Consider the following 26812-nt stretch of genomic DNA (forward strand, 5'->3'; position numbering starts at 1 on the left):
CCCCCCCCCCCCCCCCCCCCCCCCCCCCCTTCCTCCCCCCCCCCCCCCCCCCTCCCCCCCCCCCCCCCCCCCCCCCCCCCCCCCCTCCTACAGGGGTTTGCGTTTAGTTCAGCTGCAACGTCGAGTTGAACTGGCTGATGGCATCCACCACATGCCGCGACCCCTGCTGGATCTCCAGAATCACCTCCCCCGCCTCGTTCGCCAGTTCCACCCCGAGCCCGGTTCGGCTCAGGCTCGATTGCATGCTTGATACCGCGCTCACTGACAAATCGTGGTTCTTGCGCACCACATCGACAATCTCCACCGTTGCCTGGCTGGTGCGTGCGGCGAGGCTGCGCACTTCATCGGCCACCACGGCGAACCCTCGGCCATGCTCCCCGGCGCGGGCCGCTTCGATGGCGGCATTGAGCGCCAGCAGATTGGTCTGATCGGCAATGCCACGGATGGTCTGCACGATGGTGCCGATGATGTCGGACTGTTTGCTCACCGCATCGATGCTCAGTGCCGCTTCGTTCAAGTCCCGGGAAATGTCCTGGATGATCTGCACCGTCTGCTGCACCACCTCCGAGCCCTTGCGTGCGCAAACGTCGTTTTGCACCGAGGTGCTGTGGGCCGATTCCGCGGCAGTTTGCAGGGTGGTCATCTGACGGGTGATATCGCTGGCGAACTTCACCACCTTGTACAGCCGCCCCTTGGCATCGAACAGCGGGTTGTAGGACGCTTCCAGAAAGACCGTATGACCGAACTTGTCTTTGCGTTCGAAACGGTGCGAGTGATATTCACCGCGATTGAGTGACGCCCAAAACGCCTTGTAGGCCGACGACTCGGCTTCGGCACGGTGACAGAATAGGCTGTGGTGTTGCCCCAGGACTTCGTTGAGCGAGTAATGCATCGTCTTGAGGAAGTTGTCGTTGGCGGCGATCACCTTGCCGTCCGGGGTGAATTCGATCACGGCCATGGACCGGCTGATCGCCGAGAGCATGCTTTCGTTTTCATGTTCCTTGTTGACCCGGTCAGTAATGTCCGTGGCGACTTTGATCACACTGCGCACCTGGCGATCAGGGCCATACACCGGCATGTAACTGGCTTCGAGCCAGATTTCCTTGCCGCTTTTGTTCAAGCGCGAAAAGGTGCCGCTCACCGCTTCGCCCCGCGCCAGATCGCGCCACAATTTGGCGTACTCCTCACTGCGGTAGAACGCCTCTTCGCAGAAGATCCGGTGATGCTTGCCACGCACTTCCTCAGCGCTATAACCCATGGCACGGCAAAAATTGTCGTTGGCATCGATGACAATGCCATCCGGCGTGAACTCAATCATCGCCATCGAACGACTCACCGCCGCCAACTTGGCATTGGCCTCGGTCAGCGCACAACTGAAGCGTTCGATTTCCAGCAGGTCAGCCTTGTTATGCAGGTTGAACATGGTCGTATCACCTCAAGCGCGGTCTTTTGATTTATGAAAGCAAAGGGTCTTTCACATCCACCACTACGTTCCTCGGGAACAGGTACGCGCGTCCCTCCAATAGAAGGACTTGTCAGGTAATTAATTGATGTTGAATCGGAGGGTCCTTATTGCGACATCCTCATCAAGACATCCCTCTCTTGATCGCCCGGAGCCGGGCAAGCCCTAACGTGCTCATAAGCAAACTCCATTTATCGTCCCGCTCCATTTTGTTCAGCGTGGGTGCCTTGGCATGCGCACTCTCGCGGCCCCAATCGTTGTCATTCGATTGCGACCGACATAGTTAGTTACGAGTGAGCATAGACAGGCGTCAGGGCTAAGCAAGGCCACTAGTCGGCCAGTATTGAGGACAAAATCGGTTCAGCGGCTGGATCCAAAAGGCTCTAGGACGAGTGTTTGAGAATGGGAATGAAGACGGCATCAGCCGTGGGAGATGGCGAGAGATTTAAGCCCCTTCGCGAGCAGGCTCGCTCCCACAGGGTTTTGTGCAGAACACAATATTTGTGAACAACAAAAAACCATTGTGGGAGCGAGCCTGCTCGCGAAAGCTATGGATCAGACACTGCAAATTACAGGCTTGCACTCACCTTGCCAGCCACCTCCCCCGGCACCCAGCCTTTCCAAACGTGCGGCTGCTCACGCAAAAACGCTTCGGCCACTTCTCGCGGCTTTTGCCGTTTTTCACTCATCTGCCCCAGGGTCTGGTTCAGCAAACCGATGGGCAGGTCGACTTTTTCGAAGAACGCCACCAGCTCCGGGTACTGCGCCTTGAACGGCGCGGACACACCGATGGCCAGGCGCGCCGGCATCGAACGGGTGCCTTTGGGATTCGGATTGTTGGCGTCGGCCAGGGTTTTCCAGGCTTCGGCGTCGAACGGCGGCTCCTCGAGCTTGACCAGTTTGAAGCGACCCAACAGCGGCGTTGGCGACCAGTAGTAGAACAGCACCGGTTTGCCACGACGAATCGACGATGCCACCTCGGCATCCAACGCTGCACCGGAGCCGGTGCGGAAGTTGACGAAGCTTTGCGTCAGGTCGTAAGCCTTGAGCTTCTGGCTGTTGACGATTTCCGAGGTCCAGCCGGTGGGGCTGTTGAGGAAGCGCCCGCGACTCGGGTCTTCGGGATCGCGGAACACGTCTTTGTACTTGGCCAGGTCAGCCACGGATTTCAACTCTGGCGCCAGGGGTTTGATGCCGCGCTCCGGGTCGCCCTTGATCACGTATTCCGGCACCCACCAACCTTCGGTGGCGCCTTTGACCGTGTCGCCCAGGCCGAACACTTTGCCTTCGGCGGCAGCCTTGACCCATGCCGGACTGCGCCCGGCCCACTCTTCGCCAATCACTTGAATGTCATTCTTGGCCAGCGCCGCTTCGAGGCTGACGGTGCTACCCGGCAGCGTGTCCGTCGGATAGCCGTAACCTTTCTCGACGATAAGCCGCAGGATCTCGGTGATGAGATTGCCGCTTTCCCAGGTGAGGTCGCCAAAGTGGATGGGCGCGGTTTTTTCCGTTGCCGATGCCTGATTGGCAATAAGGCTTAGGGCCAGCAGCGAACTGCCGAGCAGGGTTTTGATCGATCTCATGCGGACCTCTTGTTCTGTGGATGACTGTTCAGGAGTTGATTGGCGCTGTGCCGGGCGCACAGGGCCTCGGAGCGGGTCATGTAGGCGCTGACCGAGCGCTGGGAAATGCCCAGTTCGGCAGCGATTTGCGGGTATGTCAGGCCGTCGACCCGCGACAACAGAAAGGTGGCCCTGACCTTGCCGGGCAAGCGCGCCAGCGTGCGGTCCAGGCCCTGCAACGCCTGGGTCAGTTGCGCCAGTTCTTCCGGCGAAGGTGTTGAAGATTGATCAACCTGTTGCAGTTGATCGAGGTGTCGGCGTTCCAGGTCACGACGGCGCCACAGTTGATAAATCAAGCGGCGGGCGATGGTGGTTAGCAAGGCGCGAGGCTCGCGGATCGACGCTTGCTCCTGTGCTTCGAGCAATTGCACGAAGGCTTCGGCGGCGATGTCTTCTGCGCTGGAAGCGGTCCCCAGATACTGGCGCAACCTTTTGCACAGCCAGGGGTAATGGGCGCGGAACAATCCGCCCACGGCATTGCGATGGGAAAAATCGGTGCCGGACATAGAGGCTCCAAGGTTAGGGTCGCTGAATGTCCGGTCGTCCGGTGACGCGATCCTAGCAAGGAGCCTTATTCATTAATAATATTTAAAATTCATTTTTATATTCCTTTATGGGATATGGATTTGTGTTGTCTGCCAGACTCCTTTCGCGAGCAGGCTCGCTCCCACAGGTCCACCGATCCATTGTGGGAGCGAGCCTGCTCGCGAATGTCCTTCAGTCAACGCAAAAGTCCGTAGCCCAACGCTCGCGCTTGTTGCTGATAATCCAGAACGATCTGATAGTCGCTTTCACTGACCGGCAACACTTCCTGCAAACCCAGTGCATCAGCCACATCGGGCAACTCACGTAACGTCTGGTTCATCACCGCCCGAATCTCTTCCGCCTGCTCATCGCTCACCCTTGCTGCCGTGATGTACGGCAACGTCGGGCCGATAGCACTGCGCTCCACAACCCGCAACCCCGCCACCTCTTCCGCGGCGTGCCGTGCCAGATAGGCGAAGGTCACACTGTCGATGGCTGCCAGATCCGCGCGGCCTTCGCGTAACCAGCGCAGGCTTTCACGGTGACTGCCGCTGTGGCCGACCCGGTCAAAAAACCGCCCATCCCGATGCAACGGTGCCAGGCGATGGCGCAGCAGGTTCATGCCGCTGTTGGAGTCTTCGCCGTTGATCACGCCACGGCTGCCCTGAAAGTCCTGCAGGGTTCGCCGTGGCTCATCGGCGCGACTGAGCAGCAGGCTGCAATGGTTGCCGCCGCTGCTGTCCGGCAATTCATAGCGAGGACGACCCAGCACCCGGACCTGCCCGCGCAGCGTGGTCATCAGTGGATAGCCGCAGGTTTGCGTCAGCAGCAAGTGCGGGGACAGCCAGAGGTCCATCAATGACAAGCCTTCGGCGTCACGCCGGGTAACGCCCAGCCGATCAAGGATGCGCGCCAGCCAGCGTTCGTTGGCCTGGCGGATGGGTTCGGGGGCGACGTACATCAATAGTTCGGCGAGGTGTTGAGTCATCAAAAATTCCCCATACAACGAAATTCCCCTGTAGGAGCGAGCCTGCTCGCGAAGGCGATTTAACATCCAACAGATGAATTGACAGACACACCGCTTTCGCGAGCAGGCTCGCTCCCACAGGGTTTGGTGGTGACCTTGGATCAATGAAACGGATGCCGCGGACTGTCGATCGCCTTCACCCCATGCTCGCGCCACAACTGCCCATAACCCTGCACCAGAAACCCGCCGCTGCGGGCCAGCCATTGCTCGCGACGCGCGCGATAGGCCCGGGGCAAGTCGTACCAGGGCAACCCCGGCAAGTCGTGATGCACCAGGTGCAGATTAAGATTGAGGAATAACCAGCGCCAGGGCCACGCCGCTTCGTTGAGCACGGTACGCTGCTCCGGTTGCGCGTGGGGACGGTGTTCATAGTAGGAGCGAATCATCGCAATCGACAGCGCCGGCACGCTGACCAGCAACAGGTAATGCCACACGGGAAATACGCTGTAATGCGCAATGAACAGCAGCATCGACAGCGTCAACGTCCCATGGCTGAGCCACATCAGCCAGGCTTGACGCTCACCGGCCTTGAGTCGTTGCAGTTCCTCCCAGGCCAACGCCAGCAAGGCCAGCGGTGCACCCAGGGCGAAGCGGCCGAGCACGGTTTTGTTCAGCCAATGCACACCTTGTTCGAACAGCGAACTGCGCTGCCAATGCTCGGCGCTCAGATAGCGGCTTTCCGGATCGCGACCGGGGATGGTCAGGTCTTCGTCGCGGTGATGCAGAAGATGGCTGTTTCGATACAGCGTGTAGGGATACCACACGGCGAACGGCGCATAGCCGAGAATTTTGTTCAGCGCAGGCCATCGGGTCGGATGACCGTGCAGCAGTTCGTGTTGCACCGACAGCCAGAGCACCACCACGGGAATCAGCAGCAGCGTGCTCCTCCACAGACCCAATGAATGGCTGTTCAGCACGATGGCGAACCAGGCGCCGTACACGCCGATCAAAAGCAACCAGGTCGGCCATTCGGTACGGGCGGTCAGGCGTTGGCGCAGGTTTTCGATTTCTTTTTGGTGGGCGTCGTCGAAGTAATGGGGCATGGCGTTGCTCGGATCGGGGACCAGTCCCCTTCTGTGCAACGACGCCGGGATTTCTTGCAGATTATTTTCAGATGATCGCTCCCACGTCCTGCATGGGAGCGATCCGGGAAGTTGAACTCAATGCCCGAACACATTCAGTTTTTTGGCCTTTTTGTCGGCGCGTTTTTCAAGGGCGGTTTTCGCCGGTTTTTTCTTCAACTCTTTTTTTGATTCCATGCCTTTCATGATGCGTACTCCACTCGCCAGGGGTGCGAGAACAGGTATTGGCCTGTCCCGGCGCGCGCGTTCTTCTATAATCGCCCGCTTCGCACCTCAACAGTTTAGACCCATGCACAGCACCCGTTACTCCCGACTCGATGAGCCGCTATGGCCGTTGATGAACAAGTTTTATCGCGCCCACCAATCGTCGATGAAGGCGGTGCGCGACGCGCAACTGTGGGTCGCCAGGCGTGACGAAATCGTCGCTGCGTTGTGTTTGCGACCGGTGGCCGGGGGGCATTGGCTGACGGGTTTGTTTGTCGATCCGGCGTGCCGCGAACAAGGGGTCGCCGCGGCGTTGATTGCCGAAGCGGTCAAGGATCTGGAATTGCCGGTGTGGCTGTTTTGCCATCCGGACTTGCGCGGGTTCTATGAAAATCGCGGCTTTACTTTCGATCCGCCGATGCCCTATGCCATGGTCGAGCGCTTGAGCCGTTATGCGCGCAGCAAGCCGATGATTGCGATGGGGCTGGCGCCCCAAGACTGAACACTACACACCCCCTGTGGGAGCGAGCCTGCTCGCGAAGACGGCTTATCATTCAACATCTGTGTTGACTGACACACAGCTTTCGCGAGCAGGCTCGCTCCCACAATGATTTCCGGGTGGATTTGAATCAGTCATCCGCATTCGGATCAAGATCCGGAAACATCACCTCGGTAAACCCGAACTTGCTGAAGTCGGTAATGCGTGACGGGTACAACCGGCCGATCAGGTGATCGCATTCGTGCTGCACCACCCGCGCATGGAACCCCGAGGCAATCCGCACGATGGGCTCGCCCTTGGGATCAAAACCCTCGTAGCGTATCTGTTGATAGCGATCCACTGCCCCCCGCAGACCGGGCACCGACAGGCAACCCTCGTAGCCCTCTTCCATGATCGGGCTCAGCGGCGTGATCAACGGGTTGATCAGGATCGTCTGCGGCACGGCTTCGGCGTCCGGGTATCGCTCGCTGTGCTCGAAACCGAAGATCACCAATTGCAGGTCGACACCGATCTGCGGCGCAGCCAGCCCAACCCCGCCGACGCTTTCCATAGTCTGGAACATGTCGTCGATCAGTTGCCACAACCCGGGGCTGTCGAACATGGCGGCAGGCACCGGCGGGGCAATGCGCAGCAGGCGCTCATCGCCCATTTTCAGGATTTCACGGATCATTTGATGACTTCGTCAGTGGGTGGCTTGGAGTGATCGCGGCCCAGTCCGGAAACGTGATGTTTCTCTTCATGCTTCCCTACTAAAGCGTGACCGTGCTCGCCGGGGACTTTTTCGCCAGGTTCTTTGCCCTCGCGTGACATGTGCTCGATCACCGCATTCATTTCAGCACCAAGCAGCAGCACCGCCGCGGAAATGTAGAAATACAGCAACAGCACGATGATCGCGCCGATACTGCCATACATGGCGTTGTAGTTGGCGAACTCCTTGACGTACAAGCCGAAACCCAGGGACGCGATGATCCACACCACCACCGCTAGCACCGAACCCGGCGTGATGAAACGGAACTCCTGTTTGACGTCGGGCATGACGTAATAGATCAGCGCCACGGCGACCATCATCAAGATCACGATCACCGGCCAGCGCGCAATGGTCCACACCGTGACGATGAAGTCCTCAAGGCCGACTTGCGACGCAATCCAGCTCATCACCTGCGGCCCCAGCACCATCAACGCGGCGGCGATCAGCAGCATGCCGGCGATGCCGACGGTGTAGATGATCGACAGCGGAAAGCGCTTCCACGCCGGACGGCCTTCGACCACATCGTAGGCGGCGTTCATCGCGCTCATCATCAGGCGCACGCCGGCCGAAGCCGTCCACAGGGCAATCACGATACCCACCGACAGCAAGCCGCCCTTGGATTGCTGGAGCTGGTCGATCACCGGGTTCACCTGCTCCAGCGCCTGGGGCGGCAGCACCAGTTCCGATTGCAGGCGCAGCCAGGAAAAGAAATCCGGCAGGTGCAGGAAACCGATGAGGGCGATCAGGAACAGGATGAAGGGAAACAGCGAAAACAGCATTTGATAGGCCAGCGCCGAGGCATAGGTCGACATCTCGTCGTCGACGAACTCGGTGACCGTGCGCATCATCACACGGTGCAAGGGCAGGCCTCTCATGTCCGGGAAAATCATTCGCGTCTCCATTCGCCGCATACAGGATTGGGTTGAATTCGTGGCGACTCAGGGGCCGTTTTCTTTCATCAAAGTAGCCTACCTGGCGACTTTGAAACAATTTCATCAATCAAGTTCAGGCTGACACAAAAACGGCCATCCGTGGATGGCCGCAGCGTGGTTTCGTCAAAGACCGGTTCAAGCCTTGTCGATACCTTTTTTAAGCGCATCCTTGGCTTTACCCACCGCTTGCTGGGCCTCGCCTTTCTTTTCCTGCATCACGCCTTCGGCGCGCATCCTGTCGTTGCCGGTGGCCTTGCCGACACCTTGTTTGACGTTGCCGACCGCTTCGTTGGCCATGCCTTTGACTTTATCGCTTGTGCTGCCCATGGTGTTTCTCCTGTGAACATCTCGATGAGAAAAGCCGTTACACAAGGTTGACCGGAGGCTTTTGCAGGGAGTTTCATTTATTTTCCCGGCGACATTTCATCGTTCAATGCAGGTTGCGCTTTATGTTTGCCCGGCAACCCCCGAGAATGCGCCACGTATCGGCGCTTTGACGCTGAAGATCCAATCCCCGCAGGAATGTTATGAAACTCGATAAAAAGCAGGCCATTGCCCGCAGAAACCAGGAACTCGGCGGTGCTGTGCTTGGCGTCAACAACTGCCACTTCACCGAATTGAACCGCAACCGCAACATCTGGTGGTTCGACATCCCGGTATCGCGCCTGGCCGTTGGTCAGTACGAGTGGATTCATCTGCTGATGCACACCCCGGCGACCGACGAATTGCTGCACCTGAAAGTGCCGACGGTGTTCCTCCGGGAAAAAATGGAAGGCCTGGTGGTGCGCAACCAGGGCAAGCGCAAGGCGGCCTTGAGCCTGGAACTGAGCGCCGACAAGGACTCGTACTTGCAAGACATGCGCCCGGCGGGCACCAACGTCAATTTCGCGCCGTTCCGCCAATAACACACATTCCTGTAGGAGCGAGCATGCTCGCGATGGGCGTCAACGATGACGCGGGCTGTCTGGATGCCCGTGTTGTCTGATCGTTTTTCGCGAGCATGCTCGCTCCTACAGAGGATCGCGTTGCCAGTCAGCCAACAAAAAGCCCCGCATCTGCGGGGCTTTTTGTTGATCACGCGGTTGCTTTCTTCGCGTTGATCTTTTTCAGCTCTTCATCACGCAGTTCCCGGCGCAGGATCTTGCCAACGTTGGTGGTCGGCAACGCATCGCGGAACTCCACGGAGCGTGGGACCTTGTAACCGGTGACGTTGGCGCGCATGTGCTCCATCACCTGCTCCTTGGTCAAGGTCACGCCCGGTTTGGCGACGATGAAAATCTTGATCGCCTCGCCGGACTTCTCGTCCGGCACGCCGATGGCTGCGCATTGCAGCACGCCCGGCAGGGTCGCCAGCACGTCTTCCAGTTCGTTCGGGTACACGTTGAAACCGGACACCAGGATCATGTCCTTCTTGCGATCGACGATGCGCATGTAGCCGTCAGGCTGGATCAGCGCGATGTCACCGGTCTTCAACCAGCCTTCGCTGTCGAGGATTTCATCGGTGGCTTCCTGGCGCTGCCAGTAGCCCTTCATCACCTGCGGACCTTTTACGCACAGCTCGCCGATTTCACCCATTGGCTGCTCTGCGCCTGCATCGTTGATGACTTTGCACAGGGTCGACGGCACCGGAATGCCGATGGTGCCGATCTGGATGTTCTGGATCGGGTTCACCGTGGCCACCGGGCTGGTTTCGGTCATGCCGTAACCTTCGCAGATGGCGCAACCGGTCACCGCTTTCCAGCGCTCGGCCGCCGCCAGTTGCAGGGCCATGCCACCGGACAGGGTGACTTTCAGCGCGGAGAAGTCCAGCTTGCGGAAGCCTTCGTTGTTGCACAGCGCCACGAACAGGGTGTTGAGGCCGACGAAACCGCTGAACTTCCACTTCGACAGTTCCTTGACCATCGCCGGCAGATCCCGCGGGTTGCTGATCAGGATGTTGTGGTTGCCGATCAGCATCATCGCCATGCAATGAAAGGTGAAGGCATAGATGTGGTACAGCGGCAGCGGCGTGATCAGGATCTCGCAGCCTTCATTGAGGTTGGAGCCCATCAGCGCCTTGCACTGCAGCATGTTCGCCACCAGGTTGCGGTGGGTCAGCATCGCGCCCTTGGCCACGCCGGTGGTGCCGCCAGTGTATTGCAACACCGCCACGTCGCTGCTGGCCGGATTGGCTTCGGTCACAGGCTGGCCGTGGCCCTTGCTCAACACGTCGTTGAACTTGATGGCTTTGGGCAAGTGATACGCCGGCACCATCTTCTTCACGTACTTGATCACGCTGTTGATCAGCAAGCGTTTGAGCGGTGGCAGCAGGTCCGCCACTTCAGTGACGATCACGTGCTTGACCCCGGTTTTCGGCACGACGACCTCGGCCAGGTGCGCCATGTTGGCCAGGCAGACCAGGGCCTTGGCACCGGAATCATTGAACTGGTGTTCCATTTCCCGCGCGGTGTACAACGGGTTGGTGTTGACCACGATCAAGCCGGCGCGGATCGCACCGAAGACGGCGACCGGGTACTGCAGCACGTTGGGCAATTGCACGGCGATTCGATCGCCCGGCTGCAAATCGGTATGCTGTTGCAGGTACGCGGCAAAGGCACCGGACAGTTCGTACAGTTCACCGTAGGTGAGTGTCTTGCCCAGGTTGCTGAAAGCCGGTTTGTTGGCGAAGCGTTGGCAGGATTGCTTCAACACTGCCTGAATATTCGGGTACTCGTCTGGATTGATGTTGGCAGCAATTCCAGCGGGGTACTTATCCTTCCAAAAGTCTACGTTCATGGAAGCCCACTCCTCAGCAACGCGAATTCAGCACCGCATTTGATGCGATTATTATTGGTGTTTGTTTACAGGTGAGTCTGGCTTTTTACTAGGCCGAGAAGTCACAAAGCGCGCCGAGAGTAGCAGCTTTGAATGGGGTCGACTAGAGCCAAAAGCAGCCTCTACGGTCACTTTTATGACTCAAGAATAGAAACCGGTCATTTTAGAGCAAAAAACCTATATGTCGCTAAAAGCCCCGAATTCCGGGGCTTTAAAACTGTAGGAGCGAGCATGCTCGCGAAGAACGTCCGGACAACGCGTTCATCCAGACAAGGCGCGTTATCGTTGACGTCCATCGCGAGCATGCTCGCTCCTACAGGGGGCCGCCATTTGGTGGTTATGCGATATCACGCAACTCCCGCCGCAAAATCTTGCCCACCGGCGTCATCGGCAATGTCTCACGCAAGACAATGTGTTTGGGCACCTTGTACGCGGTGAAGTTTTCCTTGCAGTAGGCCTTGAGCTCTTCAAGGCTGACCCCCGCTTCACGGGCAACCACGAACAACTTCACCGCTTCGCCCGAACGCTCGTCCGGCACACCGATGACCGCGCAGTTGGCGACTTTCGGGTGGGCCATGACCACATCCTCGATCTCGTTCGGGTACACGTTGAAACCCGAGACGATGATCATGTCTTTCTTGCGATCGACAATCCGCACAAAGCCGTCAGGGTCGATCACCGCGATGTCACCGGACTTGAACCAACCCTCGGCATCCAGTACCTCGTGGGTCGCTTCGGGTTTCTGCCAGTAGCCTTTCATGATCTGCGGGCCCTTGATGCACAACTCGCCGCGCTCGCCCAAGGGTTGCTCCACCCCTTCGTCGTTGATGACCTTGAGTGTGGTGCCCGGCACCGGCAGGCCGACCGTGCCGATGCGCGATTGGTCGCCGTACGGATTGGTGCAGGCCACCGGTGAGGTTTCGGTCAGGCCGTAGCCTTCGGTGATGCGGCAACCGGTCAACTGCTCCCAGCGCTCGGCCGTGGCCTTGACCAGTGCGGTGCCACCGGAGTTGGTGAGCTTGAGACTGGAGAAATCCAGGCTCTTGAACTCCGGATGATCCATCAGCGCCACGAACAGCGTGTTCAGCCCCAACAGCGCCGAGAACCGCCAGTTTTTCAGTTCCTTGATGAAGCCGCCGATGTCCCGTGGATTGGTGATCAGCACGTTGTGGTTGCCGGTCACCATCATGCACATGCAATTCGCCGTGAAGGCATAGATGTGGTACAGCGGCAGCGGCGCGATCATCACCTCCTGCCCTTCACGCAGCAGCGGCTGGCCGTCTTTGGCCAACTGGCTGAGGCAGGCCCGCGCCTGCTGCATGTTGGCCACCAGATTGCCGTGGGTCAGCATCGCGCCCTTGGCCAGTCCGGTGGTACCGCCGGTGTATTGCAACACCGCGATGTCATTGAGTCCGGCTTTCAGTGACTTGATTGGCTGGCCTTTGCCCAGACGAAGCGCGCTCTTGAAGGAAATCGCTTGGGGCAAGGCATAGGCCGGAACCATTTTCTTGACCTTGCTCACCATCGTATTGACCAGCCAGCCCTTGGCGCCGGGCATCAGGTCGCCCATTTTCGCTTCGATCAGGTACTGAATGCCGGTGTCCGCCAGCACTTCCTGGACTTTTTGCCCGAACATGTTCAGGTAGACCAGCGCCCGGGCCCCGGAATCCTTGAACTGATGACGCATCTCCCGCGCGGTATACAACGGGTTGGTGTTGACCACGATCAGCCCGGCGCGCAAGGCGCCGAACACGGCGATCGGGTATTGCAGGACGTTGGGCATCTGCACCGCGATTCGGTCCCCCGGCACCAGGTCGGTGTGGGCTTGCAGGTAGCCGGCGAACGCCGCGCTGTAGCGTTCCAGTTCGGCATAGGTCAGGGTGACGCCCATGTTGCTGAACGCCGGGCGATCAGCAAACTTCTTGCAGGAACGTTCGAACACCTCGATGACCGACTTGTACTCAGCGACATCAATGTCCAGGGGCACGCCGGCCGGGCGTTTGTCATTCCAGAAATCAGGTTGCATTGTTCTTGTCCTCTTTACCTGAGCCGATCCGGGGCCGCTTTTCTGTCCTTTCTCTTTCATTGCTAAAAAAGCAGAAAAGCGGAGCTTCACGGACACTAGCAGCTATGGCGAAACAGGCAAATATGCCAACGTGTGTCATAGATCACGTGAATCTTGCTGCCGCGGCGTGGCCTGATCAGACGCTTTGGTGGAGGATGGGCTATAACGACTGACTTCACTCTTCCCTGTAGGAGCGAGCATGCTCGCGATGAAACCCAACGCACCGCGGGCTTTCAGGTAACCCGCGTTATCGTTGACGTCCTTCGCGAGCATGCTCGCTCCTACAGAGACATCGGCAAAGGAATCGCGATGATCCACGACACGTTCTGGCTGACCACCAGTGACCGCAGCCGCCTCTTCGTCAACCAGTGGTTACCCCACGGCACCCCCAAGGCCGTGATTCTGCTGGCGCACGGCATGGCCGAGCACAGCGGTCGCTATGCACGCCTGGCGGAAAAATTCTGCGATCACGGCTACGGCGTGTACGCCCCGGATCAGCGCGGACATGGCAAAACTGCCGAAAACGGGACACTCGGCCATTTTGCCGACGAAGGCGGTTGGGCCAAGGTCGTGGGCGACCTGGCATGTCTCAACCAACATATCGGCCAGCAACATCCCGGCGTGCCCATCGTGCTGCTGGGCCACAGCATGGGCAGCTACATCGCCCAGGCCTATCTACTGCATCACAGCGCCAGCCTGCACGGTGCCATTCTCAGCGCCTCGAACTTCCAACCCGTCGCGCTCTATCGTGCGGCCCGACAGATTGCACGCCTCGAACGCCTGCGCCAGGGCCCCAAGGGGCGCAGCGCGCTGATCGAATGGCTGTCCTTCGGCTCCTTCAACAAGAAATTCAAACCGCAACGTACTCAGTTCGACTGGCTCAGCCGAGATCCGGCGGAGGTCGACCTGTACGCCAACGATCCGCTTTGCGGCTTCCGCTGCACCAATCAGCTGTGGATCGATTTGCTCGGCGGGTTGCAGCAAATCAGCAAAGCGTCCAATCTCGCCCAGATCGATCCGGGCCTGCCGCTGCTGGTGATCGGCGGCGAATGTGATCCGGTGAGCGAAGGCAAACGTCTGAAGGATCTGGCCGGCGCCTTGCGCGAGGCTGGCAGCAGGAATCTTCAATTGACGGTTTACCCGCAGGCGCGGCACGAACTGTTCAACGAAACCAACCGCGACGAGGTAACCGCCGACGTGCTGGCCTGGCTCCACCAGACCTTGAGCACGCCCCGCCCCCACCGAAGCGAATAGTTTTCGTGAATCTTTTTTTTCGTCACAGGAATCGAGACAAATGAGCCAGGTTACCAACACCCCTTACGAAGCCCTCGAAGTCGGCCAGACCGCCAGCTTCAGCAAGACGGTCGAAGAACGTGACATTCAGCTGTTCGCCGCCATGTCGGGCGACCACAACCCGGTGCACCTGGACGCTGAATACGCCGCCAGCACCATGTTCAAGGAACGCATCGCCCACGGCATGTTCAGCGGTGCACTGATCAGTGCCGCCGTCGCTTGCGAGTTGCCCGGGCCGGGCACGATCTACATCGGTCAGCAGATGAGTTTCCAGAAGCCGGTGAAGATCGGCGACACCCTGACGGTGCGCCTGGAAATCCTGGAAAAACTGCCTAAGTTCCGCGTGCGCATTGCTACCAACGTATTTAACCAGCGTGATGAGTTGGTGGTGGCTGGTGAGGCGGAAATCCTGGCGCCGCGCAAGCAGCAGAGCGTGACCCTGGTCGAGCCGCCTAAAATCACTGTTGGCTGATCACAACTTTATAACTGTGGGAGCGAGCCTTTGTGGTGAGGGGATATATCCCCTCACCACAAAGGCTCGCTCCCACAGGTTTTACCGGTGTGGCTTATGAGCGCGCACGCGCCTGGTTACGCAGGGCTTTTACCTGATCGTGATTGCGTTGCACGCCGTGGTATTGACGCTCGACGATGTCACGAATGCCCACCAGGTTGTGCTTGTTGATCTTCTCCATGGCTGCGCGATACGCCTTCAGCGCATGGTCTTCGCCACGCTCGGCCTCGTTCAGCACCGCCTCTTCGTCCTTGCCGGTGAACATCGACTTCACGTCGACCCAGCGACGGTGTAAATCGCCGCTGACGCTGGTGGAGGTCTCAGGATCGCCCCCCATCGAGCGCACGGCACTCTGCAATTCCGCAGCAGCCGTTGCGCAATCAGCGGAACGTTGCACGAACAGGGTTTTGAGTTCAGGGTGCTTGATGTCTTCAGCGCACGTCTTGAACCCTTCCTGACCGTCCTTGCTGGTTTCGATCAGGTCGTTGAGTACAGAAATCGCTTCTTTATTCATGTCGGTCATTTTTCAATTCCTTGCGGTTGATGAAAGATGCCTGATTCATTGCAGTGCGTATGCCAGCCGGCAAACGATAAATTATCCTTTTAATTTCAATAGGTTAAATCAAACAAAAAAATCTGTATCCGTTTCTTTTGCATGATCTGTCAATTGGCCTGCATGCAGAATGCCTGTATTTTCCAATCCCATTGAATCAAGACGACCGAGTCATGAACCCTGAAAAACTCGAACTGCTGATCACCCGCGAAATGCCCTTCGGCAAATACAAGGGGCGGATCATTGCGGACTTGCCGGGGCCTTACCTGAACTGGTTCGCCCGGGAAGGCTTTCCCCATGGTGAATTGGGCGGCCTGCTGGCCTTGATGCACGAAATCGATCACAACGGCTTGTCGGACCTGCTCGAACCGCTGCGCGCCAAACACGGCAAACCTGCGCCTCGCCACTGACTCACTCATCCCGCCTTCGATCGAGTAACCCCATGCCCGACAACACCCGCCGCGCCCGTGATGAAGCCTTCTGGCAAACCTTTGCCGACCGCTACGATCTGCAACCCGGCCCGATCAACCTGGAAAACGGTTACTTCGGGCGCATGTCGCGTACGGTGGTGGAGGAGTATCAGCGCAACATCGAACTGATCAACCGCGGCAATTCGGTTCATGTCCGTCAGCGCTTCGAACAGGGCGAGAATGCGAAGATCCAGGCGTTGGTGGCCCAACTGATCGGTGCGCCTGCAGAAGCCGTCGCCCTCACCCGCAACGCCTCGGACGGTCTGCAGTCGCTGATCCGCAACTACAACCGCCTGCAACCCGGCGACCAGGTGCTGATCTGCGATCTGGAATACGACACGGTCAAGGGCGCCATGCGCTGGCTGGCAAAGCATCGCGGAGTCGAAGTGATCGAAATCGAGCACGTTCATCCGGCCAGTTTCGACAGTTTGCTCACCACCTACCGTGAAACCTTCGCCCGTCATCCGCGACTCAAGCTGATGGCCCTGACCCACGTCACCCACCGCACCGGCCTGGTGATGCCCGTACAGGCAATTGCCGCTGCCGCCAAGGAACAGGGCATCGATGTGATCCTCGATGGTGCCCATGCGCTGGGCCAACTGGAATTCAGTCTCGATGAGCTGGGCATCGAATTCGCCGCCTACAACCTGCACAAGTGGATCGGCGCGCCGTTGACCCTGGGCTTCATCTACATCGCCCCTGAACGCTTGGCGGACATCGACCCGGACATGGGCGAAATGCATTTTCCTGTCACCGACATTCGCGCCCGCACGCCCTACAGCACACCGAACATCCCCGCGCTGATGACCTTGCCACTGGTGCTAGAAGAGCATCACGCCATGGGTGGCTCCGCTGCCAAGGGATCACGCCTCAACTACCTGCGCAATCTATGGGTTCGCGAGGTGCGCGAACTACCAGGTATCGAAGTCCTGACGCCGGATGATCCGCGATTGTATTGCGGCATCACCTCGATGCGCTTTACCGCACAGACTGATCAGCAGGCGATGGTCGAGCGACTGCTCAAGGACTACAACCTGTTCACCGTGGTGCGCACTGGCGCGGCGTGTGGCCCGTGCATCCGGATTACGCCGGGGCTGACCACCACGGCTGAGCATATGAAGCGGTTGACCACCGCACTTTCAGAACTGCGCCAAGCCTCTCTGTAGGAGCGAGCTTGCTCGCGATGGTCGTCAACGATGACGATGGAAACCTGATTCCCCGCGGTGCTCTCTGGTGCATCGCGAGCAAGCTCGCTCCTACAGGGATCCGTGCCCGGTATTTTTTCTTGGGCAAAAAAAAACGGTGCACCGACCAAGCGCACCGTAAAGCCGTAAAACACGCAACTACGTGTAGGGTGAAGCGATCAGTCCAGCAGCGCCAAGGCCTCGGCGGTGCATTCCTGAATGCGGGCCCAGTCGCCGTTCTTGACCCACTCAGGATCAAGCATCCAGCTACCGCCCACGCACATGACGTTTTTCAGCGCCATGTAGCTCTTGATATTGGCCGGGCCAACGCCGCCGGTCGGGCAGAATTTCACTTCGCCGAACGGTCCGCCCAGGGCCTTGATGGCCGCGACTCCACCGCTGACTTCAGCCGGGAACAGCTTGAAGCGGCGATAACCCAGGCCATAGCCTTCCATGATGCCCGAGGCGTTGCTGATGCCTGGCAGCAGTGGAATCGGGCTGGCAACGCTGGCTTCCAGCAGGTCACGGGTAATGCCCGGTGTGACGATGAACTGCGAACCCGCCGCTTCAGCCGCCGCCAGCATGTGGCGATCGAGCACGGTGCCGGCACCGGTCACCAGTTCCGGGCGTTGCTCGCGCAGGATCTGGATGGCCTTGAGGCCGAACTGCGAACGCAGGGTCACTTCCAGGGCCGTCAGGCCACCGGCTGCGAGGGCATCGGCCAGCGGCAGGACGTCCTGCTCGCGAGCGATGGTGATCACCGGCAGGATCCGCGCCTTGGCGCAGAGGCTGTCGATCAGGGCAACTTTATCCGCCATGGAAACGGTCGGGGATGGGTTTGTCATAGCGGCTGTTCCTTGGCTCATGGGCACCAGTAAATCTCTAACGTGGGTTGCAGAAATGCGCGAATCGGCAGTTCGGCGACGTCGTCACCGGCCAGCGCGAAACTCAGGGTGGTCAGCTTGGACTGACCGGAAATCGACAGCACTTTGTGTTTGGCCGAAGCCAGCAGCGCCCGGCTCATGGTCAGGCGCTGATGCGGCACGGTCGGCGCCAGCATCGGGTAGCAGCGACGGCTGCCGTCAGCTTTCAAGGCCTCGGACAGGTTCGGGCTGTTGGGGAACAGCGACGCAGTGTGGCCATCGTCGCCCATGCCCAGCACCAGCACGTCGATCGCCGGCAGTTCGGCGAGCAGGCGATCGGCTTGTTCGGCCGCCTGTTCGAGGTTGGCGGTGGCGCTGTACAGGCTCAGGAACTGCGCCTTGGCCGCCGGACCTTGCAACAGATACTTCTTGAGCAGGCCGGCATTGCTGTCGGCGTGCTCCACCGGCACCCAGCGTTCGTCGGCCAGGCTGATCACCACGTTCGACCAGTCCAGCGTCTGCTTGGCCAGGTGCTGGAAAAACGCCACCGGACTGCGCCCACCGGACACCACCAGGGTCGCGGTACCCTGGGCGTCGATCGCATCGCTCAGTTGTTTGGCCACGTGCAGTGCCAGGCCTTCGGCCAGCAGCACCGGGCTCTTGAACCCATGGGCGCTGACGCCCTGGGGCAGTTTCAAATCAGATATCGCCATACCAAGACCTCCCATCCCGCGTGATCAGTGCAATGGAGCTCATCGGCCCCCACGACCCGGCCGCGTACGGCTTGGGCGCATCACCGGACTTTTTCCACCCGGCGATCAACTGGTCACACCACTTCCACGCGGCTTCGATTTCATCTTTGCGGACAAACAGGTTCTGATTGCCGCGCATCACTTCCAGTAACAACCGCTCGTAGGCATCGGGAATCCGCGCGCTGCTCCAGGTGTCGGAAAAATTCAGCTGCAACGGACCGCTGCGCAGCTGCATGCCTTTGTCCAGGCCTTGATCCTTGGTCATCACGCGCAAGGAAATGCCTTCGTCCGGCTGCAGGCGGATAATCAGCTTGTTGCTGATTTGCAGGCGCTGCTCAGGAGCGAAGATGTAGTGCGACGGCTCCTTGAAATGGATAACGATCTGCGACAGTTTCTGCGGCATGCGCTTGCCGGTACGCAGGTAAAACGGCACGCCGGCCCAGCGCCAGTTGCGGATGTCGGCACGCAGGGCGACGAAGGTCTCGGTGTCGCTCTGGGTGTTGGAATTGGGTTCTTCCAGGTACCCCGGTACCGCCTTGCCTTCGCTGTAGCCGGCGATGTATTGACCGCGCACAACTTGAGTGGTCAGGCCTTCCGGGCTGATCGGCGCCAGGGCCTTGAGCACCTTGACCTTCTCGTCGCGGATGCTGTCGGCGGACAGGTCGGCCGGCGGGTCCATGGCGATCAGGCAGAGCAGTTGCAGCAGGTGATTCTGGATCATGTCCCGCAGCTGGCCGGCCTTGTCGAAGTAACCCCAGCGGCCTTCGATACCGACTTTCTCGGCCACGGTGATTTCCACGTGAGAAATGTAGTTCTGGTTCCACTGGGTTTCGAACAGGCTGTTGGCGAATCGCAGGGCGATCAGGTTCTGGACGGTCTCTTTGCCCAGGTAGTGGTCGATGCGGTAGGTGCGGTTCTCCGGGAAGAACTGTGCCACGGCGTCGTTGACCTTGCGCGAGGATTCCAGGTCCGAACCGATGGGTTTTTCCAGCACCACACGGGTGTTTTCTGCCAGACCGACCTTCGCCAGGTTCTCGCAGATCGCACCGTACACCGCTGCCGGCGTGGCGAAATAGGCAATGACCCGTTGCGCGCTACCCGCCGCGTCGGCCAGGGCCACATAGTCTTCTGACTTGAGGAAATCGACGTGCAGGTAGCTCAAACGCGCCAGGAAACGCTCGACCACGGCCTCGTCCAGCTCCTTGGCACCGACATAGCGGCGCAGCTCGGAAGCGATGAACGCCAAGTGCTCCTGCTCGCTGCCAGTCTCACGGGCCAGCGCGATGATGCGCGTGTCCTCGTGCAGCAGGCCGGCGCCGTCGAGTTGATAAAGGGCAGGAAACAGCTTGCGCAGGGCGAGATCGCCGAGGGCGCCGAACAAGGCAAAGGTGCACGGTTCAACCGTAATCGAGAGCATGATGTTTGTTCTTTTATCAAGTTAAGCTACAAATACCTTTTTTCAAGGCATCACTCAAGGGAAAATGTAGTAATAACCACAACATTTTCGCAAAATACAGATTCCGAGTGGTGGTCGGTCGGAGCCATCAGTAGGATAGGCCACCGTTACGGGCCGCTACAAAGGCCCTTTTTGCATTAGCCGTGCGCTTATCGGCGCAGGTGAATCAAGGAAATCCATATGGACCGCGTGCGAAATTTACTGGAGCAGATCCAGAATCGCCTTGAAGAGCTGAACAAGGCCGAACGCAAAGTCGCCGAGGTGATCCTGCTCAACCCACAGCAGGCCACCCGGTTCAGCATCGCCGCCCTCGCCCAAGCCGCGTCGGTCAGCGAACCGACGGTCAACCGTTTCTGCCGTTCGTTCGGCGTCAGCGGCTACCCCGAACTCAAGCTGCAATTGGCCCAGAGCCTGGCCAGCGGCGCGGCCTACGTCAGCCGCGCGGTCGAGGCCGACGACAATCCGGAAGCCTATACCCAGAAAATCTTCGGCAGCGCCATCGCCTCCCTGGACAGCGCTTGCCAGGCGCTGGACCCGAACCTGATCAGCCGCGCCGTCGACCTGTTGATCCAGGCCCGGCAGATCCACTTCTTCGGCCTCGGCGCTTCAGCCCCGGTGGCCCTGGATGCGCAGCACAAGTTCTTCCGTTTCAACCTGGCCGTGACCGCCCATGCCGATGTGCTGATGCAGCGCATGATTGCTTCGGTGGCGCACACCGGCGAGCTGTTCGTGATCATTTCCTACACCGGCCGCACCCGCGAATTGGTGGAAGTAGCTCGCATCGCTCGGGAAAACGGCGCGTCGGTGCTCGGCTTGACCGCGGAAAACTCACCCCTGGCCAAGGCCAGTACCCTGAGCCTGAACATCCCGTTGCCGGAAGACACCGATATCTACATGCCGATGACTTCGCGAATCATTCAGTTGACCGTGCTGGACGTACTGGCGACCGGCATGACCTTGCGCCGGGGCGTGGATTTCCAGCCGCACTTGCGCAAGATCAAGGAGAGCTTGAATGCCAGCCGGTATCCGGTTGGGGATGAGTTCAACTAGATCTTCATTGCCGGTTCTAGCCTCTTCGCGGGCAAGCCCGCTCCCACAGGTTCCGCGCCGATTGCAGATTTTGTGCTCGACGCGGACATTGTGGGAGCGGGCTTGCCCGCGATGAGGCCAGCCGCAACACCGAAAATCCTGAACTAAACACCCACCCTTGCCTGCAAACTCAAATGCGCCCGCTCCCCAGGCTTCAGGCACAAGCTGTCAGTGCCGCCACTCGCCGCTTCCACGCAAACGAATTCGGATATCTCATTCCAGCTCACCCCCAGCAACGGCCGCGACCCCGGGTGCCAGACCACCGTGTCGGCGGTTTCACCGGTATCGATGCATAACGCCCGCTGCCAGGCGTGATCGTTAAGCCGCAATTCGCCGTCATGCTGGAATACTCGCTGACAACCTCCATCAACCCGCAACTCGCCTTCTTGCTGGCAAAACTCACGACTCAACTGGTCGTAACCTTGCGCGCCGTCGAGCCCAGACAGCGCTACCTCGCCGACGTCGCCAATACGCCAGTAGGCGTGCAAAGCCTGGCTCAATTGGCAAGGCAAGCTGTCTTGATGCTCGGTGCTCAGGCGCAAATCCATGCTTTCGCCCAGATGCGCGTACAGGTCCACCTGCCAGTCACACAACTGAAGTTGCCAGTGCAGGCGCACGCCATCGTCATCACTGTTGCTGTCGATCAGCTTCCAGTCGAGCAAGCGCGCCCAGCCATGGGACGGCCAGGCATTTTCGCTCGGATGACGGCCATACCACGGCCAGCACACCGGCACGCCACCACGAATGGCCCCGACCTGTGGCCACTTCGCCGCACACCACAACCACGGTTTCTGGCCCCTGGGTTGAAAGTGCAGCAACTGCGCGCCCTGACGACTGAACACCGCCTGACACAGGGGATGGTCGATCACCAACACGTCGCGCTTCTGATAGCGCTCCCACGCAAACACCGGCCGTTCGCGCAAGGATTTGAAGAAGCGTTGTAGCGGATGCTCAAGCATGTGCCACGGTCCTGAAAATCATCTTTACCCGGGGTGCGCCACCCCAAAAAAAAGCGGACAGCCATGGCTGTCCGCAAAATGCGCACATAGAGAGGAGCTTATCGCAACAGCGTCAGAACACCGACTGAATTTTCAGGCCGGCGACCAGCGCGTTATCCACTTCATCCACACCGCCCGGATGAGTGATGTACTGCAGGTTGGGACGCACGGTCAGCCAGTTGGTAACGTGGAAGCCGTAGTTGAGCTCGTAGTTGTACTCGGTCTCGCGCAGTGGCGAGAACAGCGGATCGTTGTAGTCGGAGACGCCATTGGCAGCGTTGACCAGCTCGGCGTTTTTCTTCACGTCATCGTTGACGTGGATGCGGGAGAAACCGATCCCCATGTCATCTTTCGGACGTGCATCGAACGGGCCTTTGTACACGAACATCAGCGACTGGTAGTTGTCGACGATGTTGGTGTCCTTGTCGTGGAACGTGGCGTTGGCAGCAATGTTCAGACCGCGGGAAGCGTCACCGTTGTGCGTGGTCAACTGTTGCTGCCCGACGAACCAGTAGCCGTGTTTGCTGCTGTGGCTGCGATAGGCGTTGCCCGTGGTGGCCGCATCATTGCCGTTGTCGTCTTCGCGGACGTCATCGGCCTTGGCCGTGCTTTTGTAGTAACCGACACGGTATTCGCCAGGCAGGTTGCCAGGGTTAGGCAACCAGACCAGTTCAACCGGCAGGACGGTACCGTTGGTGCCACTGCCGCTGAGCTTGAAGCCGTTGCCGTGCTCCAGTTGCGAGGTGTTCTGGTTGTACGCGCCGATTTGCGCATACCACTCGGGCGAGATGTTCCACTTCACGCGGATCGCCGCCTGGCTGACCGGCCAGTTGTACCAGATGTTGGTCGCCCAGTTACCCACCTGGGAGCCGCAGAACGCCAGGTTCTGGAACTCGCAAGGAAAGGTGTTGAAGTCTTCGCCTTCGCCGAAGTAACCGGCCTTGATGTCCAGCTTGTTGTCAAAGAACTGGTGCTTGATCCACAACTGGGTCAGACGGACCATATGGCCACGGCCGTAGACTTCCTGGGAGGAACTCAAGGTGCCGGCACGCGGGTCGCCGATACGGTCATTGGAGATGTTTTCACCGTTACGGTTGGTGAGCTGGATCTTGGCCTGGGTGTTATCCCAGCCGAACAGCTTTTGCAGGTCCAGCGCCGCGCCCAGGCCGAACTGGTCGGCATAACGCGCGGTCTTGTCGTCGTTGAAGCCGCCGTGGAGGTTGGCGCCCACTTCACCGACATAGTCCATCTTGATGTCGATACCCTGCTCGATCAGCCGGGTCCGCTCGCCCCCCCAATCACCGGTCATCCATTCGGAATCGGCGCTGAACGCTTCAGCCGCGTGAACGCTACCGGCCAGCATCATGGCCGCGACGGCTGATAACTGGCAGATAAGCTGAGCGTTGTTGTTCTTCTTCATCCCTATATCCTCGTCTTATTGTTATTAACTTTTTTGTCTAACGCGGTTTACATCGGTTGCGATGCGCGACAGGCCGCGCACCGCATATCCCCCTATGAGAGATGCCTCTTGTGGGAGCGAGCCTGCTCGCGAAGACGGTGTGTCAGACAACATATGTGTTGAATGTCAGGCCGCATTCGCGAGCAGGCTCGCTCCCACAGGGGATCTCCTTTTGATCTTCAGCGGCCTTTGAATTGAGCGACGTTGGCCGCGTGGCTCTCGGCTTTCGGCACGCCGGCCACCCCCAGGCGTTCACCGGTCTTGGCATCGAACAGCAGCACCTTTGCCGGATCGAATTGCAGGGTCAGGGTCTCGCCCACCGCCGGCGCAACGTCGGGCGCCATGCGGCAGCAGACTTTGGTGTCGTTGAGATTGACGAAGACCAGGGTGTCGGGACCGGTCGGTTCGGTGACCTGGACTTCGGCGCGAATAGTCGGCAATCCATTGGCTTCGCCGTTAGACAGCACGATCTGCTCCGGACGGATGCCGAGGATCACTTCGCGGTCTTCAAGACCGGCGTCCTGCATGCCCAATGGCAATTCGCAACGCGCCTGGCCGCTGTCGAGCAACGCCAGCAGACGACCCTCCTTGCGCTGCAAACGCAGGGGTATGAAGTTCATCGGCGGCGAGCCGATGAAGCTCGCCACGAAAAGGTTGGCCGGGTTGTTGTAGATGTCTTTCGGCGTACCGAATTGCTGGATGATCCCGTCCTTCATCACCGCCACCTTGTCGCCCAGGGTCATGGCTTCGATCTGGTCGTGGGTCACATAGACCGTGGTGGTTTTCAGGCGCTGGTGCATCAGTTTCATTTCGGTGCGCATCTCGACCCGCAGCTTGGCGTCGAGGTTGGATAGCGGTTCGTCGAACAGGTAGATCTTCGGCCGCCGCGCCAATGCACGGCCCATCGCCACACGCTGCTGCTGCCCCCCGGAGAGCTGGCCAGGCTTGCGACTGAGCAAATGTTCGATCTGCAACAACTTGGACACCCGAGCCACTTCCTCGTCGATGTCGGCGGTGGGCATTTTGCGAATCTTCAGGCCGAAGGCGATGTTGTCGCGCACGCTCATGGTCGGGTACAGCGCATAGGACTGAAACACCATGGCGATGTCGCGATCCTTGGGGCTCATGCCGCTGATGTCGGCGTCGTCCACCAGGATCGCGCCGCCACTGATGGTTTCAAGGCCGGCGATGCAGTTCATCAAGGTCGATTTGCCGCAGCCGGACGGGCCGACCAGGATCAGAAATTCGCCGTCATCGATCTTCAGTTCGATGTTCTTCAGGGTGTCCGGCAAGCCGGCGCCGTAGGTCTTGTTGACGTTGCGTAATTCGAGAGTTGCCATGTTTCTACCCCTTGACCGCGCCGGACGTCAGCCCACGCAGGAAATACTTGCCAGCGAATATGTAGACCAGCAGTGTCGGCAGCCCGGCGATCATCGCGGCGGCCATATCAACGTTGTATTCCTTGACCCCGGTGCTGGTGTTGACCAGGTTGTTCAGGGCCACGGTAATTGGCTGGGCATCGCCGCTGGCGAAGACCACGCCGAACAGGAAGTCATTCCAGATCTGGGTGAACTGCCAGATCAGGCAGACCATCACGATCGGGATCGACATCGGCAGCAGGATCTTCCAGAAGATCGTGAAGAAGCCCGCGCCATCGAGCCGCGCCGCCTTGACCAGCGCATCCGGCACGCTCACGTAGTAGTTGCGGAAGAACAGCGTGGTGAACGCCAGGCCGTAGACCACGTGTACCAGCACCAGACCCGTGGTGGTGTTGGCCAGGCCGAACTTGCCGAGGGTGAACGAGGCCGGCAGCAGCACGGTCTGGAACGGCAGGAAGCAGCCGAACAGCAACAGACCGAAGAACAGTTGCGAACCTCGGAAGCGCCACATCGACAGCACGTAGCCGTTCATGGCACCGATGAAGGTCGAGATCAGCACCGCCGGCACGGTGATTTTCACCGAGTTCCAGAAATAGCCGCCGACCACGTCCCAGGCCTTGATCCAGCCGATGCCGTCGATCACGGCCGGCCAGCTCAGCAGGTTGCCGGTGCGGATGTCCTCCGGGGTTTTGAAGCTGGTCAGCAACATCACCACCAGTGGCACCAGGTACACTGCCGCGGCCAGCAGCAGCGTGCCGTAGATCGCAATGCGGCTGAGGCTCAGGCCCGATTTTTCGAGTGAATTAGTCATGGCGTTTGCCTCGCAGCTCGGAGTACAGGTACGGCACGAGGATGGTCAACACGGCACCGAGCATCAGCATGGCGCTGGCCGAACCAATGCCCATCTGGCCACGGCTGAAGGTGAAGGAATACATGAACATCGCCGGCAGGTCGGACGAGTAGCCGGGGCCACCCGCGGTCATCGCCGCCACCAGGTCGAAGCTCTTGATCGCGATATGCGCCAGGATCATGAAGGCGCTGAAGAACACCGGACGCAGGCTCGGCAGCACGATCTTCAGGTAGATGGTCGGCAGGCTTGCACCATCGACTTGCGCGGCGCGGATGATCGACTGATCGACGCCGCGCAGACCGGCGAGGAACATCGCCATGACAAACCCGGAGGCCTGCCACACGGCGGCGATCACCAGGCAATACACCACGCGATCCTGATCCACCAGCCAGTCGAGCCGGAAACCTTCCCAGCCCCAGTCACGCAGCATTTTGTCCAGGCCAAGCCCTGGGTTGAGCAGCCATTTCCACGCCGTACCGGTGACGATCATCGACAGTGCCATCGGGTACAGGTAGATGGTGCGGATGAAGCCTTCCTTGCGGATGCGCTGGTCCAACAGCACCGCGAGGAACACGCCCAGCACCAGGCTGATACCGATGAACAGACCGCCGAACACCGCGAGGTTCTTGCTCGCGACCCACCAGCGGTCGTTGTCCATCAGGCGCATGTACTGCTGCAAACCGACCCACTTGTAGCTCGGCATGAAGCTGGAATTGGTAAAGGACAGAATGAACGTCCAGATGATGTAACCGTAGAAGCCAACCAACACGATCAGCATGCTCGGTGCCAGTACCAACTTGGGTAACCAGCGTTGCAGCGCATCGAACGGTGAGGCTTTGCTGAAAACCGCCACAGAGCTCATCGGGATAATCCAGGTTTAGATGTAAGGATCGGAGTGATCCCTTGTGGGAGCGAGCCTGCTCGCGAAGGCGGTGTATCAGCCAACATTTGTTTGAATGTCAGACCGCATTCGCG

At 59.3% G+C, this 26812-nt stretch carries 26 protein-coding genes and 1 pseudogene; 7 read left to right on the forward strand and 20 right to left on the reverse strand.

Going from position 1 to position 26812, the window contains the following annotated elements:
* Positions 1 to 103 precede the first annotated feature (103 nt).
* From ACSFE6_RS24505 to ACSFE6_RS24530, 6 genes and pseudogenes are all read right to left on the reverse strand, one after another.
* On the reverse strand, positions 104 to 643 hold the full coding sequence (locus ACSFE6_RS24505) for a methyl-accepting chemotaxis protein (protein WP_404940899.1): 540 nt from the start codon (positions 641 to 643) through the stop codon (positions 104 to 106).
* Between the two features lie 9 nt (positions 644 to 652).
* Positions 653 to 1423, reverse strand: a pseudogene (locus ACSFE6_RS24510) (PAS domain-containing protein); the annotation flags it as partial.
* A gap of 608 nt (positions 1424 to 2031) precedes the next feature.
* Positions 2032 to 3045, reverse strand: coding sequence for an ABC transporter substrate-binding protein (locus ACSFE6_RS24515; protein ID WP_435430002.1), 1014 nt, complete (start codon positions 3043 to 3045; stop codon positions 2032 to 2034).
* Entirely contained in the window at positions 3042 to 3590 is a 549-nt protein-coding gene (locus ACSFE6_RS24520) for a sigma-70 family RNA polymerase sigma factor (RefSeq protein WP_435430003.1), read from the reverse strand. Before ACSFE6_RS24520 ends, ACSFE6_RS24515 begins: the two co-directional genes overlap by 4 nt.
* Before the next feature lie 215 nt (positions 3591 to 3805).
* The gene (locus ACSFE6_RS24525; protein WP_435430004.1) at positions 3806 to 4597 is read right to left on the reverse strand and encodes a phosphate/phosphite/phosphonate ABC transporter substrate-binding protein; all 792 of its coding nucleotides are present in this window, start codon (positions 4595 to 4597) and stop codon (positions 3806 to 3808) included.
* A 140-nt stretch (positions 4598 to 4737) separates the two neighbouring features.
* Positions 4738 to 5679, reverse strand: a complete 942-nt coding sequence (locus ACSFE6_RS24530; RefSeq protein ID WP_435430005.1) for a fatty acid desaturase — start codon at positions 5677 to 5679, stop codon at positions 4738 to 4740.
* A gap of 328 nt (positions 5680 to 6007) precedes the next feature.
* Between ACSFE6_RS24530 and ACSFE6_RS24535 the strand changes: the two genes are divergently transcribed.
* Positions 6008 to 6424: a GNAT family N-acetyltransferase gene (locus ACSFE6_RS24535; RefSeq protein WP_435430006.1), complete on the forward strand. Its 417-nt coding sequence runs from the start codon at positions 6008 to 6010 to the stop codon at positions 6422 to 6424.
* Positions 6425 to 6551: 127 nt separating this feature from the next.
* On the opposite strand, the gene def is transcribed toward ACSFE6_RS24535, so the two are convergent.
* The 3 genes from def to ACSFE6_RS24550 all read right to left on the reverse strand — a co-directional run bounded on the left by def (position 6552) and on the right by ACSFE6_RS24550 (position 8428).
* Positions 6552 to 7091 carry a peptide deformylase gene (def, locus tag ACSFE6_RS24540; RefSeq protein ID WP_435430007.1) on the reverse strand — a complete coding sequence of 180 codons (540 nt, stop codon included), beginning with the start codon at positions 7089 to 7091 and terminating at the stop codon, positions 6552 to 6554.
* Entirely contained in the window at positions 7088 to 8059 is a 972-nt protein-coding gene (locus ACSFE6_RS24545) for a YihY/virulence factor BrkB family protein (protein ID WP_435430008.1), read from the reverse strand. Before ACSFE6_RS24545 ends, def begins: the two co-directional genes overlap by 4 nt.
* Before the next feature lie 177 nt (positions 8060 to 8236).
* Complete coding sequence (locus ACSFE6_RS24550; RefSeq protein WP_435430009.1) at positions 8237 to 8428, reverse strand: CsbD family protein; 192 nt, start codon at positions 8426 to 8428, stop codon at positions 8237 to 8239.
* A 200-nt stretch (positions 8429 to 8628) separates the two neighbouring features.
* Between ACSFE6_RS24550 and ACSFE6_RS24555 the strand changes: the two genes are divergently transcribed.
* Positions 8629 to 9006: a hypothetical protein gene (locus tag ACSFE6_RS24555; protein WP_435430010.1), complete on the forward strand. Its 378-nt coding sequence runs from the start codon at positions 8629 to 8631 to the stop codon at positions 9004 to 9006.
* A 169-nt stretch (positions 9007 to 9175) separates the two neighbouring features.
* On the opposite strand, the gene fadD1 is transcribed toward ACSFE6_RS24555, so the two are convergent.
* On the reverse strand, positions 9176 to 10876 hold the full coding sequence (gene fadD1, locus ACSFE6_RS24560) for a long-chain-fatty-acid--CoA ligase FadD1 (protein ID WP_435430011.1): 1701 nt from the start codon (positions 10874 to 10876) through the stop codon (positions 9176 to 9178).
* 376 nt (positions 10877 to 11252) lie between these two features.
* Entirely contained in the window at positions 11253 to 12941 is a 1689-nt protein-coding gene (gene fadD2 / locus ACSFE6_RS24565) for a long-chain-fatty-acid--CoA ligase FadD2 (RefSeq protein ID WP_435430012.1), read from the reverse strand.
* Between the two features lie 348 nt (positions 12942 to 13289).
* On the opposite strand from fadD2, the gene ACSFE6_RS24570 reads away from it, so the two are divergent.
* Together ACSFE6_RS24570 and ACSFE6_RS24575 are read left to right on the forward strand one after the other, a co-directional pair.
* A complete protein-coding gene (locus ACSFE6_RS24570; RefSeq protein ID WP_435430013.1) occupies positions 13290 to 14234 on the forward strand; it encodes a lysophospholipase in 945 nt (314 codons plus the stop codon).
* A gap of 40 nt (positions 14235 to 14274) precedes the next feature.
* Positions 14275 to 14745 carry a MaoC family dehydratase gene (locus ACSFE6_RS24575; RefSeq protein ID WP_435430014.1) on the forward strand — a complete coding sequence of 157 codons (471 nt, stop codon included), beginning with the start codon at positions 14275 to 14277 and terminating at the stop codon, positions 14743 to 14745.
* A gap of 94 nt (positions 14746 to 14839) precedes the next feature.
* On the opposite strand, the gene ACSFE6_RS24580 is transcribed toward ACSFE6_RS24575, so the two are convergent.
* The gene (locus ACSFE6_RS24580) at positions 14840 to 15307 is read right to left on the reverse strand and encodes a ferritin-like domain-containing protein (protein ID WP_435430015.1); all 468 of its coding nucleotides are present in this window, start codon (positions 15305 to 15307) and stop codon (positions 14840 to 14842) included.
* Positions 15308 to 15510: 203 nt separating this feature from the next.
* Here ACSFE6_RS24580 and ACSFE6_RS24585 point away from each other — a divergent pair, with 203 nt between their 5' ends.
* Positions 15511 to 15747: a DUF3820 family protein gene (locus ACSFE6_RS24585; RefSeq protein WP_025112833.1), complete on the forward strand. Its 237-nt coding sequence runs from the start codon at positions 15511 to 15513 to the stop codon at positions 15745 to 15747.
* A 32-nt stretch (positions 15748 to 15779) separates the two neighbouring features.
* Positions 15780 to 16973, forward strand: a complete 1194-nt coding sequence (locus ACSFE6_RS24590) for an aminotransferase class V-fold PLP-dependent enzyme (RefSeq protein WP_435430016.1) — start codon at positions 15780 to 15782, stop codon at positions 16971 to 16973.
* Positions 16974 to 17170: 197 nt separating this feature from the next.
* On the opposite strand, the gene ACSFE6_RS24595 is transcribed toward ACSFE6_RS24590, so the two are convergent.
* Genes ACSFE6_RS24595 through zwf form a run of 3 tightly spaced genes read right to left on the reverse strand, consistent with a single transcriptional unit; the run spans position 17171 to position 20023 of the window.
* Positions 17171 to 17836: a bifunctional 4-hydroxy-2-oxoglutarate aldolase/2-dehydro-3-deoxy-phosphogluconate aldolase gene (locus ACSFE6_RS24595; protein ID WP_433769272.1), complete on the reverse strand. Its 666-nt coding sequence runs from the start codon at positions 17834 to 17836 to the stop codon at positions 17171 to 17173.
* 17 nt (positions 17837 to 17853) lie between these two features.
* Positions 17854 to 18567: a 6-phosphogluconolactonase gene (pgl, locus tag ACSFE6_RS24600; protein WP_435430017.1), complete on the reverse strand. Its 714-nt coding sequence runs from the start codon at positions 18565 to 18567 to the stop codon at positions 17854 to 17856.
* Positions 18554 to 20023 (reverse strand): glucose-6-phosphate dehydrogenase, encoded by a 1470-nt coding sequence (gene zwf, locus ACSFE6_RS24605; RefSeq protein ID WP_435430018.1) that lies wholly within the window; start codon positions 20021 to 20023, stop codon positions 18554 to 18556. The genes pgl and zwf overlap by 14 nt, the downstream gene beginning before the upstream one ends.
* A 228-nt stretch (positions 20024 to 20251) precedes the next feature.
* On the opposite strand from zwf, the gene ACSFE6_RS24610 reads away from it, so the two are divergent.
* Positions 20252 to 21112 carry a MurR/RpiR family transcriptional regulator gene (locus tag ACSFE6_RS24610; RefSeq protein WP_170948639.1) on the forward strand — a complete coding sequence of 287 codons (861 nt, stop codon included), beginning with the start codon at positions 20252 to 20254 and terminating at the stop codon, positions 21110 to 21112.
* Between the two features lie 143 nt (positions 21113 to 21255).
* Here ACSFE6_RS24610 and ACSFE6_RS24615 read toward each other — a convergent pair whose 3' ends face one another.
* From ACSFE6_RS24615 to ACSFE6_RS24635, 5 genes are all read right to left on the reverse strand, one after another.
* On the reverse strand, positions 21256 to 22110 hold the full coding sequence (locus tag ACSFE6_RS24615) for a D-hexose-6-phosphate mutarotase (protein WP_435430019.1): 855 nt from the start codon (positions 22108 to 22110) through the stop codon (positions 21256 to 21258).
* Positions 22111 to 22222: 112 nt separating this feature from the next.
* Positions 22223 to 23569, reverse strand: coding sequence for a carbohydrate porin (locus ACSFE6_RS24620; RefSeq protein WP_435430020.1), 1347 nt, complete (start codon positions 23567 to 23569; stop codon positions 22223 to 22225).
* 218 nt (positions 23570 to 23787) lie between these two features.
* On the reverse strand, positions 23788 to 24948 hold the full coding sequence (locus tag ACSFE6_RS24625; protein WP_435430021.1) for an ABC transporter ATP-binding protein: 1161 nt from the start codon (positions 24946 to 24948) through the stop codon (positions 23788 to 23790).
* A 4-nt stretch (positions 24949 to 24952) separates the two neighbouring features.
* The gene (locus ACSFE6_RS24630) at positions 24953 to 25798 is read right to left on the reverse strand and encodes a carbohydrate ABC transporter permease (RefSeq protein WP_435430022.1); all 846 of its coding nucleotides are present in this window, start codon (positions 25796 to 25798) and stop codon (positions 24953 to 24955) included.
* Entirely contained in the window at positions 25791 to 26699 is a 909-nt protein-coding gene (locus tag ACSFE6_RS24635) for a carbohydrate ABC transporter permease (RefSeq protein ID WP_435430023.1), read from the reverse strand. Before ACSFE6_RS24635 ends, ACSFE6_RS24630 begins: the two co-directional genes overlap by 8 nt.
* Between the last annotated feature and the right edge of the window lie 113 nt (positions 26700 to 26812).

This window comes from Pseudomonas baetica, from assembly GCF_051216495.1.
GTDB lineage: Bacteria > Pseudomonadota > Gammaproteobacteria > Pseudomonadales > Pseudomonadaceae > Aquipseudomonas > Aquipseudomonas baetica_B.

Coding starts and splice junctions, on each gene's coding strand:
- ACSFE6_RS24615 (WP_435430019.1), bottom strand. CDS start 22,110: ATGCTTGAGCATCCGCTACAACGCTTCTTCAAATCCTTGCGCGAACGG.
- ACSFE6_RS24530 (WP_435430005.1), bottom strand. CDS start 5,679: ATGCCCCATTACTTCGACGACGCCCACCAAAAAGAAATCGAAAACCTG.
- ACSFE6_RS24595 (WP_433769272.1), bottom strand. CDS start 17,836: ATGACAAACCCATCCCCGACCGTTTCCATGGCGGATAAAGTTGCCCTG.
- ACSFE6_RS24550 (WP_435430009.1), bottom strand. CDS start 8,428: ATGGGCAGCACAAGCGATAAAGTCAAAGGCATGGCCAACGAAGCGGTC.
- ACSFE6_RS24625 (WP_435430021.1), bottom strand. CDS start 24,948: ATGGCAACTCTCGAATTACGCAACGTCAACAAGACCTACGGCGCCGGC.
- zwf (WP_435430018.1), bottom strand. CDS start 20,023: ATGCTCTCGATTACGGTTGAACCGTGCACCTTTGCCTTGTTCGGCGCC.
- fadD1 (WP_435430011.1), bottom strand. CDS start 10,876: ATGAACGTAGACTTTTGGAAGGATAAGTACCCCGCTGGAATTGCTGCC.
- ACSFE6_RS24535 (WP_435430006.1), top strand. CDS start 6,008: ATGCACAGCACCCGTTACTCCCGACTCGATGAGCCGCTATGGCCGTTG.
- ACSFE6_RS24545 (WP_435430008.1), bottom strand. CDS start 8,059: ATGATTTTCCCGGACATGAGAGGCCTGCCCTTGCACCGTGTGATGATG.
- ACSFE6_RS24525 (WP_435430004.1), bottom strand. CDS start 4,597: ATGACTCAACACCTCGCCGAACTATTGATGTACGTCGCCCCCGAACCC.
- ACSFE6_RS24590 (WP_435430016.1), top strand. CDS start 15,780: ATGCCCGACAACACCCGCCGCGCCCGTGATGAAGCCTTCTGGCAAACC.
- def (WP_435430007.1), bottom strand. CDS start 7,091: ATGATCCGTGAAATCCTGAAAATGGGCGATGAGCGCCTGCTGCGCATT.
- ACSFE6_RS24580 (WP_435430015.1), bottom strand. CDS start 15,307: ATGACCGACATGAATAAAGAAGCGATTTCTGTACTCAACGACCTGATC.
- ACSFE6_RS24555 (WP_435430010.1), top strand. CDS start 8,629: ATGAAACTCGATAAAAAGCAGGCCATTGCCCGCAGAAACCAGGAACTC.
- ACSFE6_RS24635 (WP_435430023.1), bottom strand. CDS start 26,699: ATGAGCTCTGTGGCGGTTTTCAGCAAAGCCTCACCGTTCGATGCGCTG.
- ACSFE6_RS24515 (WP_435430002.1), bottom strand. CDS start 3,045: ATGAGATCGATCAAAACCCTGCTCGGCAGTTCGCTGCTGGCCCTAAGC.
- ACSFE6_RS24585 (WP_025112833.1), top strand. CDS start 15,511: ATGAACCCTGAAAAACTCGAACTGCTGATCACCCGCGAAATGCCCTTC.
- ACSFE6_RS24620 (WP_435430020.1), bottom strand. CDS start 23,569: ATGAAGAAGAACAACAACGCTCAGCTTATCTGCCAGTTATCAGCCGTC.
- fadD2 (WP_435430012.1), bottom strand. CDS start 12,941: ATGCAACCTGATTTCTGGAATGACAAACGCCCGGCCGGCGTGCCCCTG.
- ACSFE6_RS24520 (WP_435430003.1), bottom strand. CDS start 3,590: ATGTCCGGCACCGATTTTTCCCATCGCAATGCCGTGGGCGGATTGTTC.
- ACSFE6_RS24630 (WP_435430022.1), bottom strand. CDS start 25,798: ATGACTAATTCACTCGAAAAATCGGGCCTGAGCCTCAGCCGCATTGCG.
- ACSFE6_RS24505 (WP_404940899.1), bottom strand. CDS start 643: ATGACCACCCTGCAAACTGCCGCGGAATCGGCCCACAGCACCTCGGTG.
- ACSFE6_RS24570 (WP_435430013.1), top strand. CDS start 13,290: ATGATCCACGACACGTTCTGGCTGACCACCAGTGACCGCAGCCGCCTC.
- pgl (WP_435430017.1), bottom strand. CDS start 18,567: ATGGCGATATCTGATTTGAAACTGCCCCAGGGCGTCAGCGCCCATGGG.
- ACSFE6_RS24575 (WP_435430014.1), top strand. CDS start 14,275: ATGAGCCAGGTTACCAACACCCCTTACGAAGCCCTCGAAGTCGGCCAG.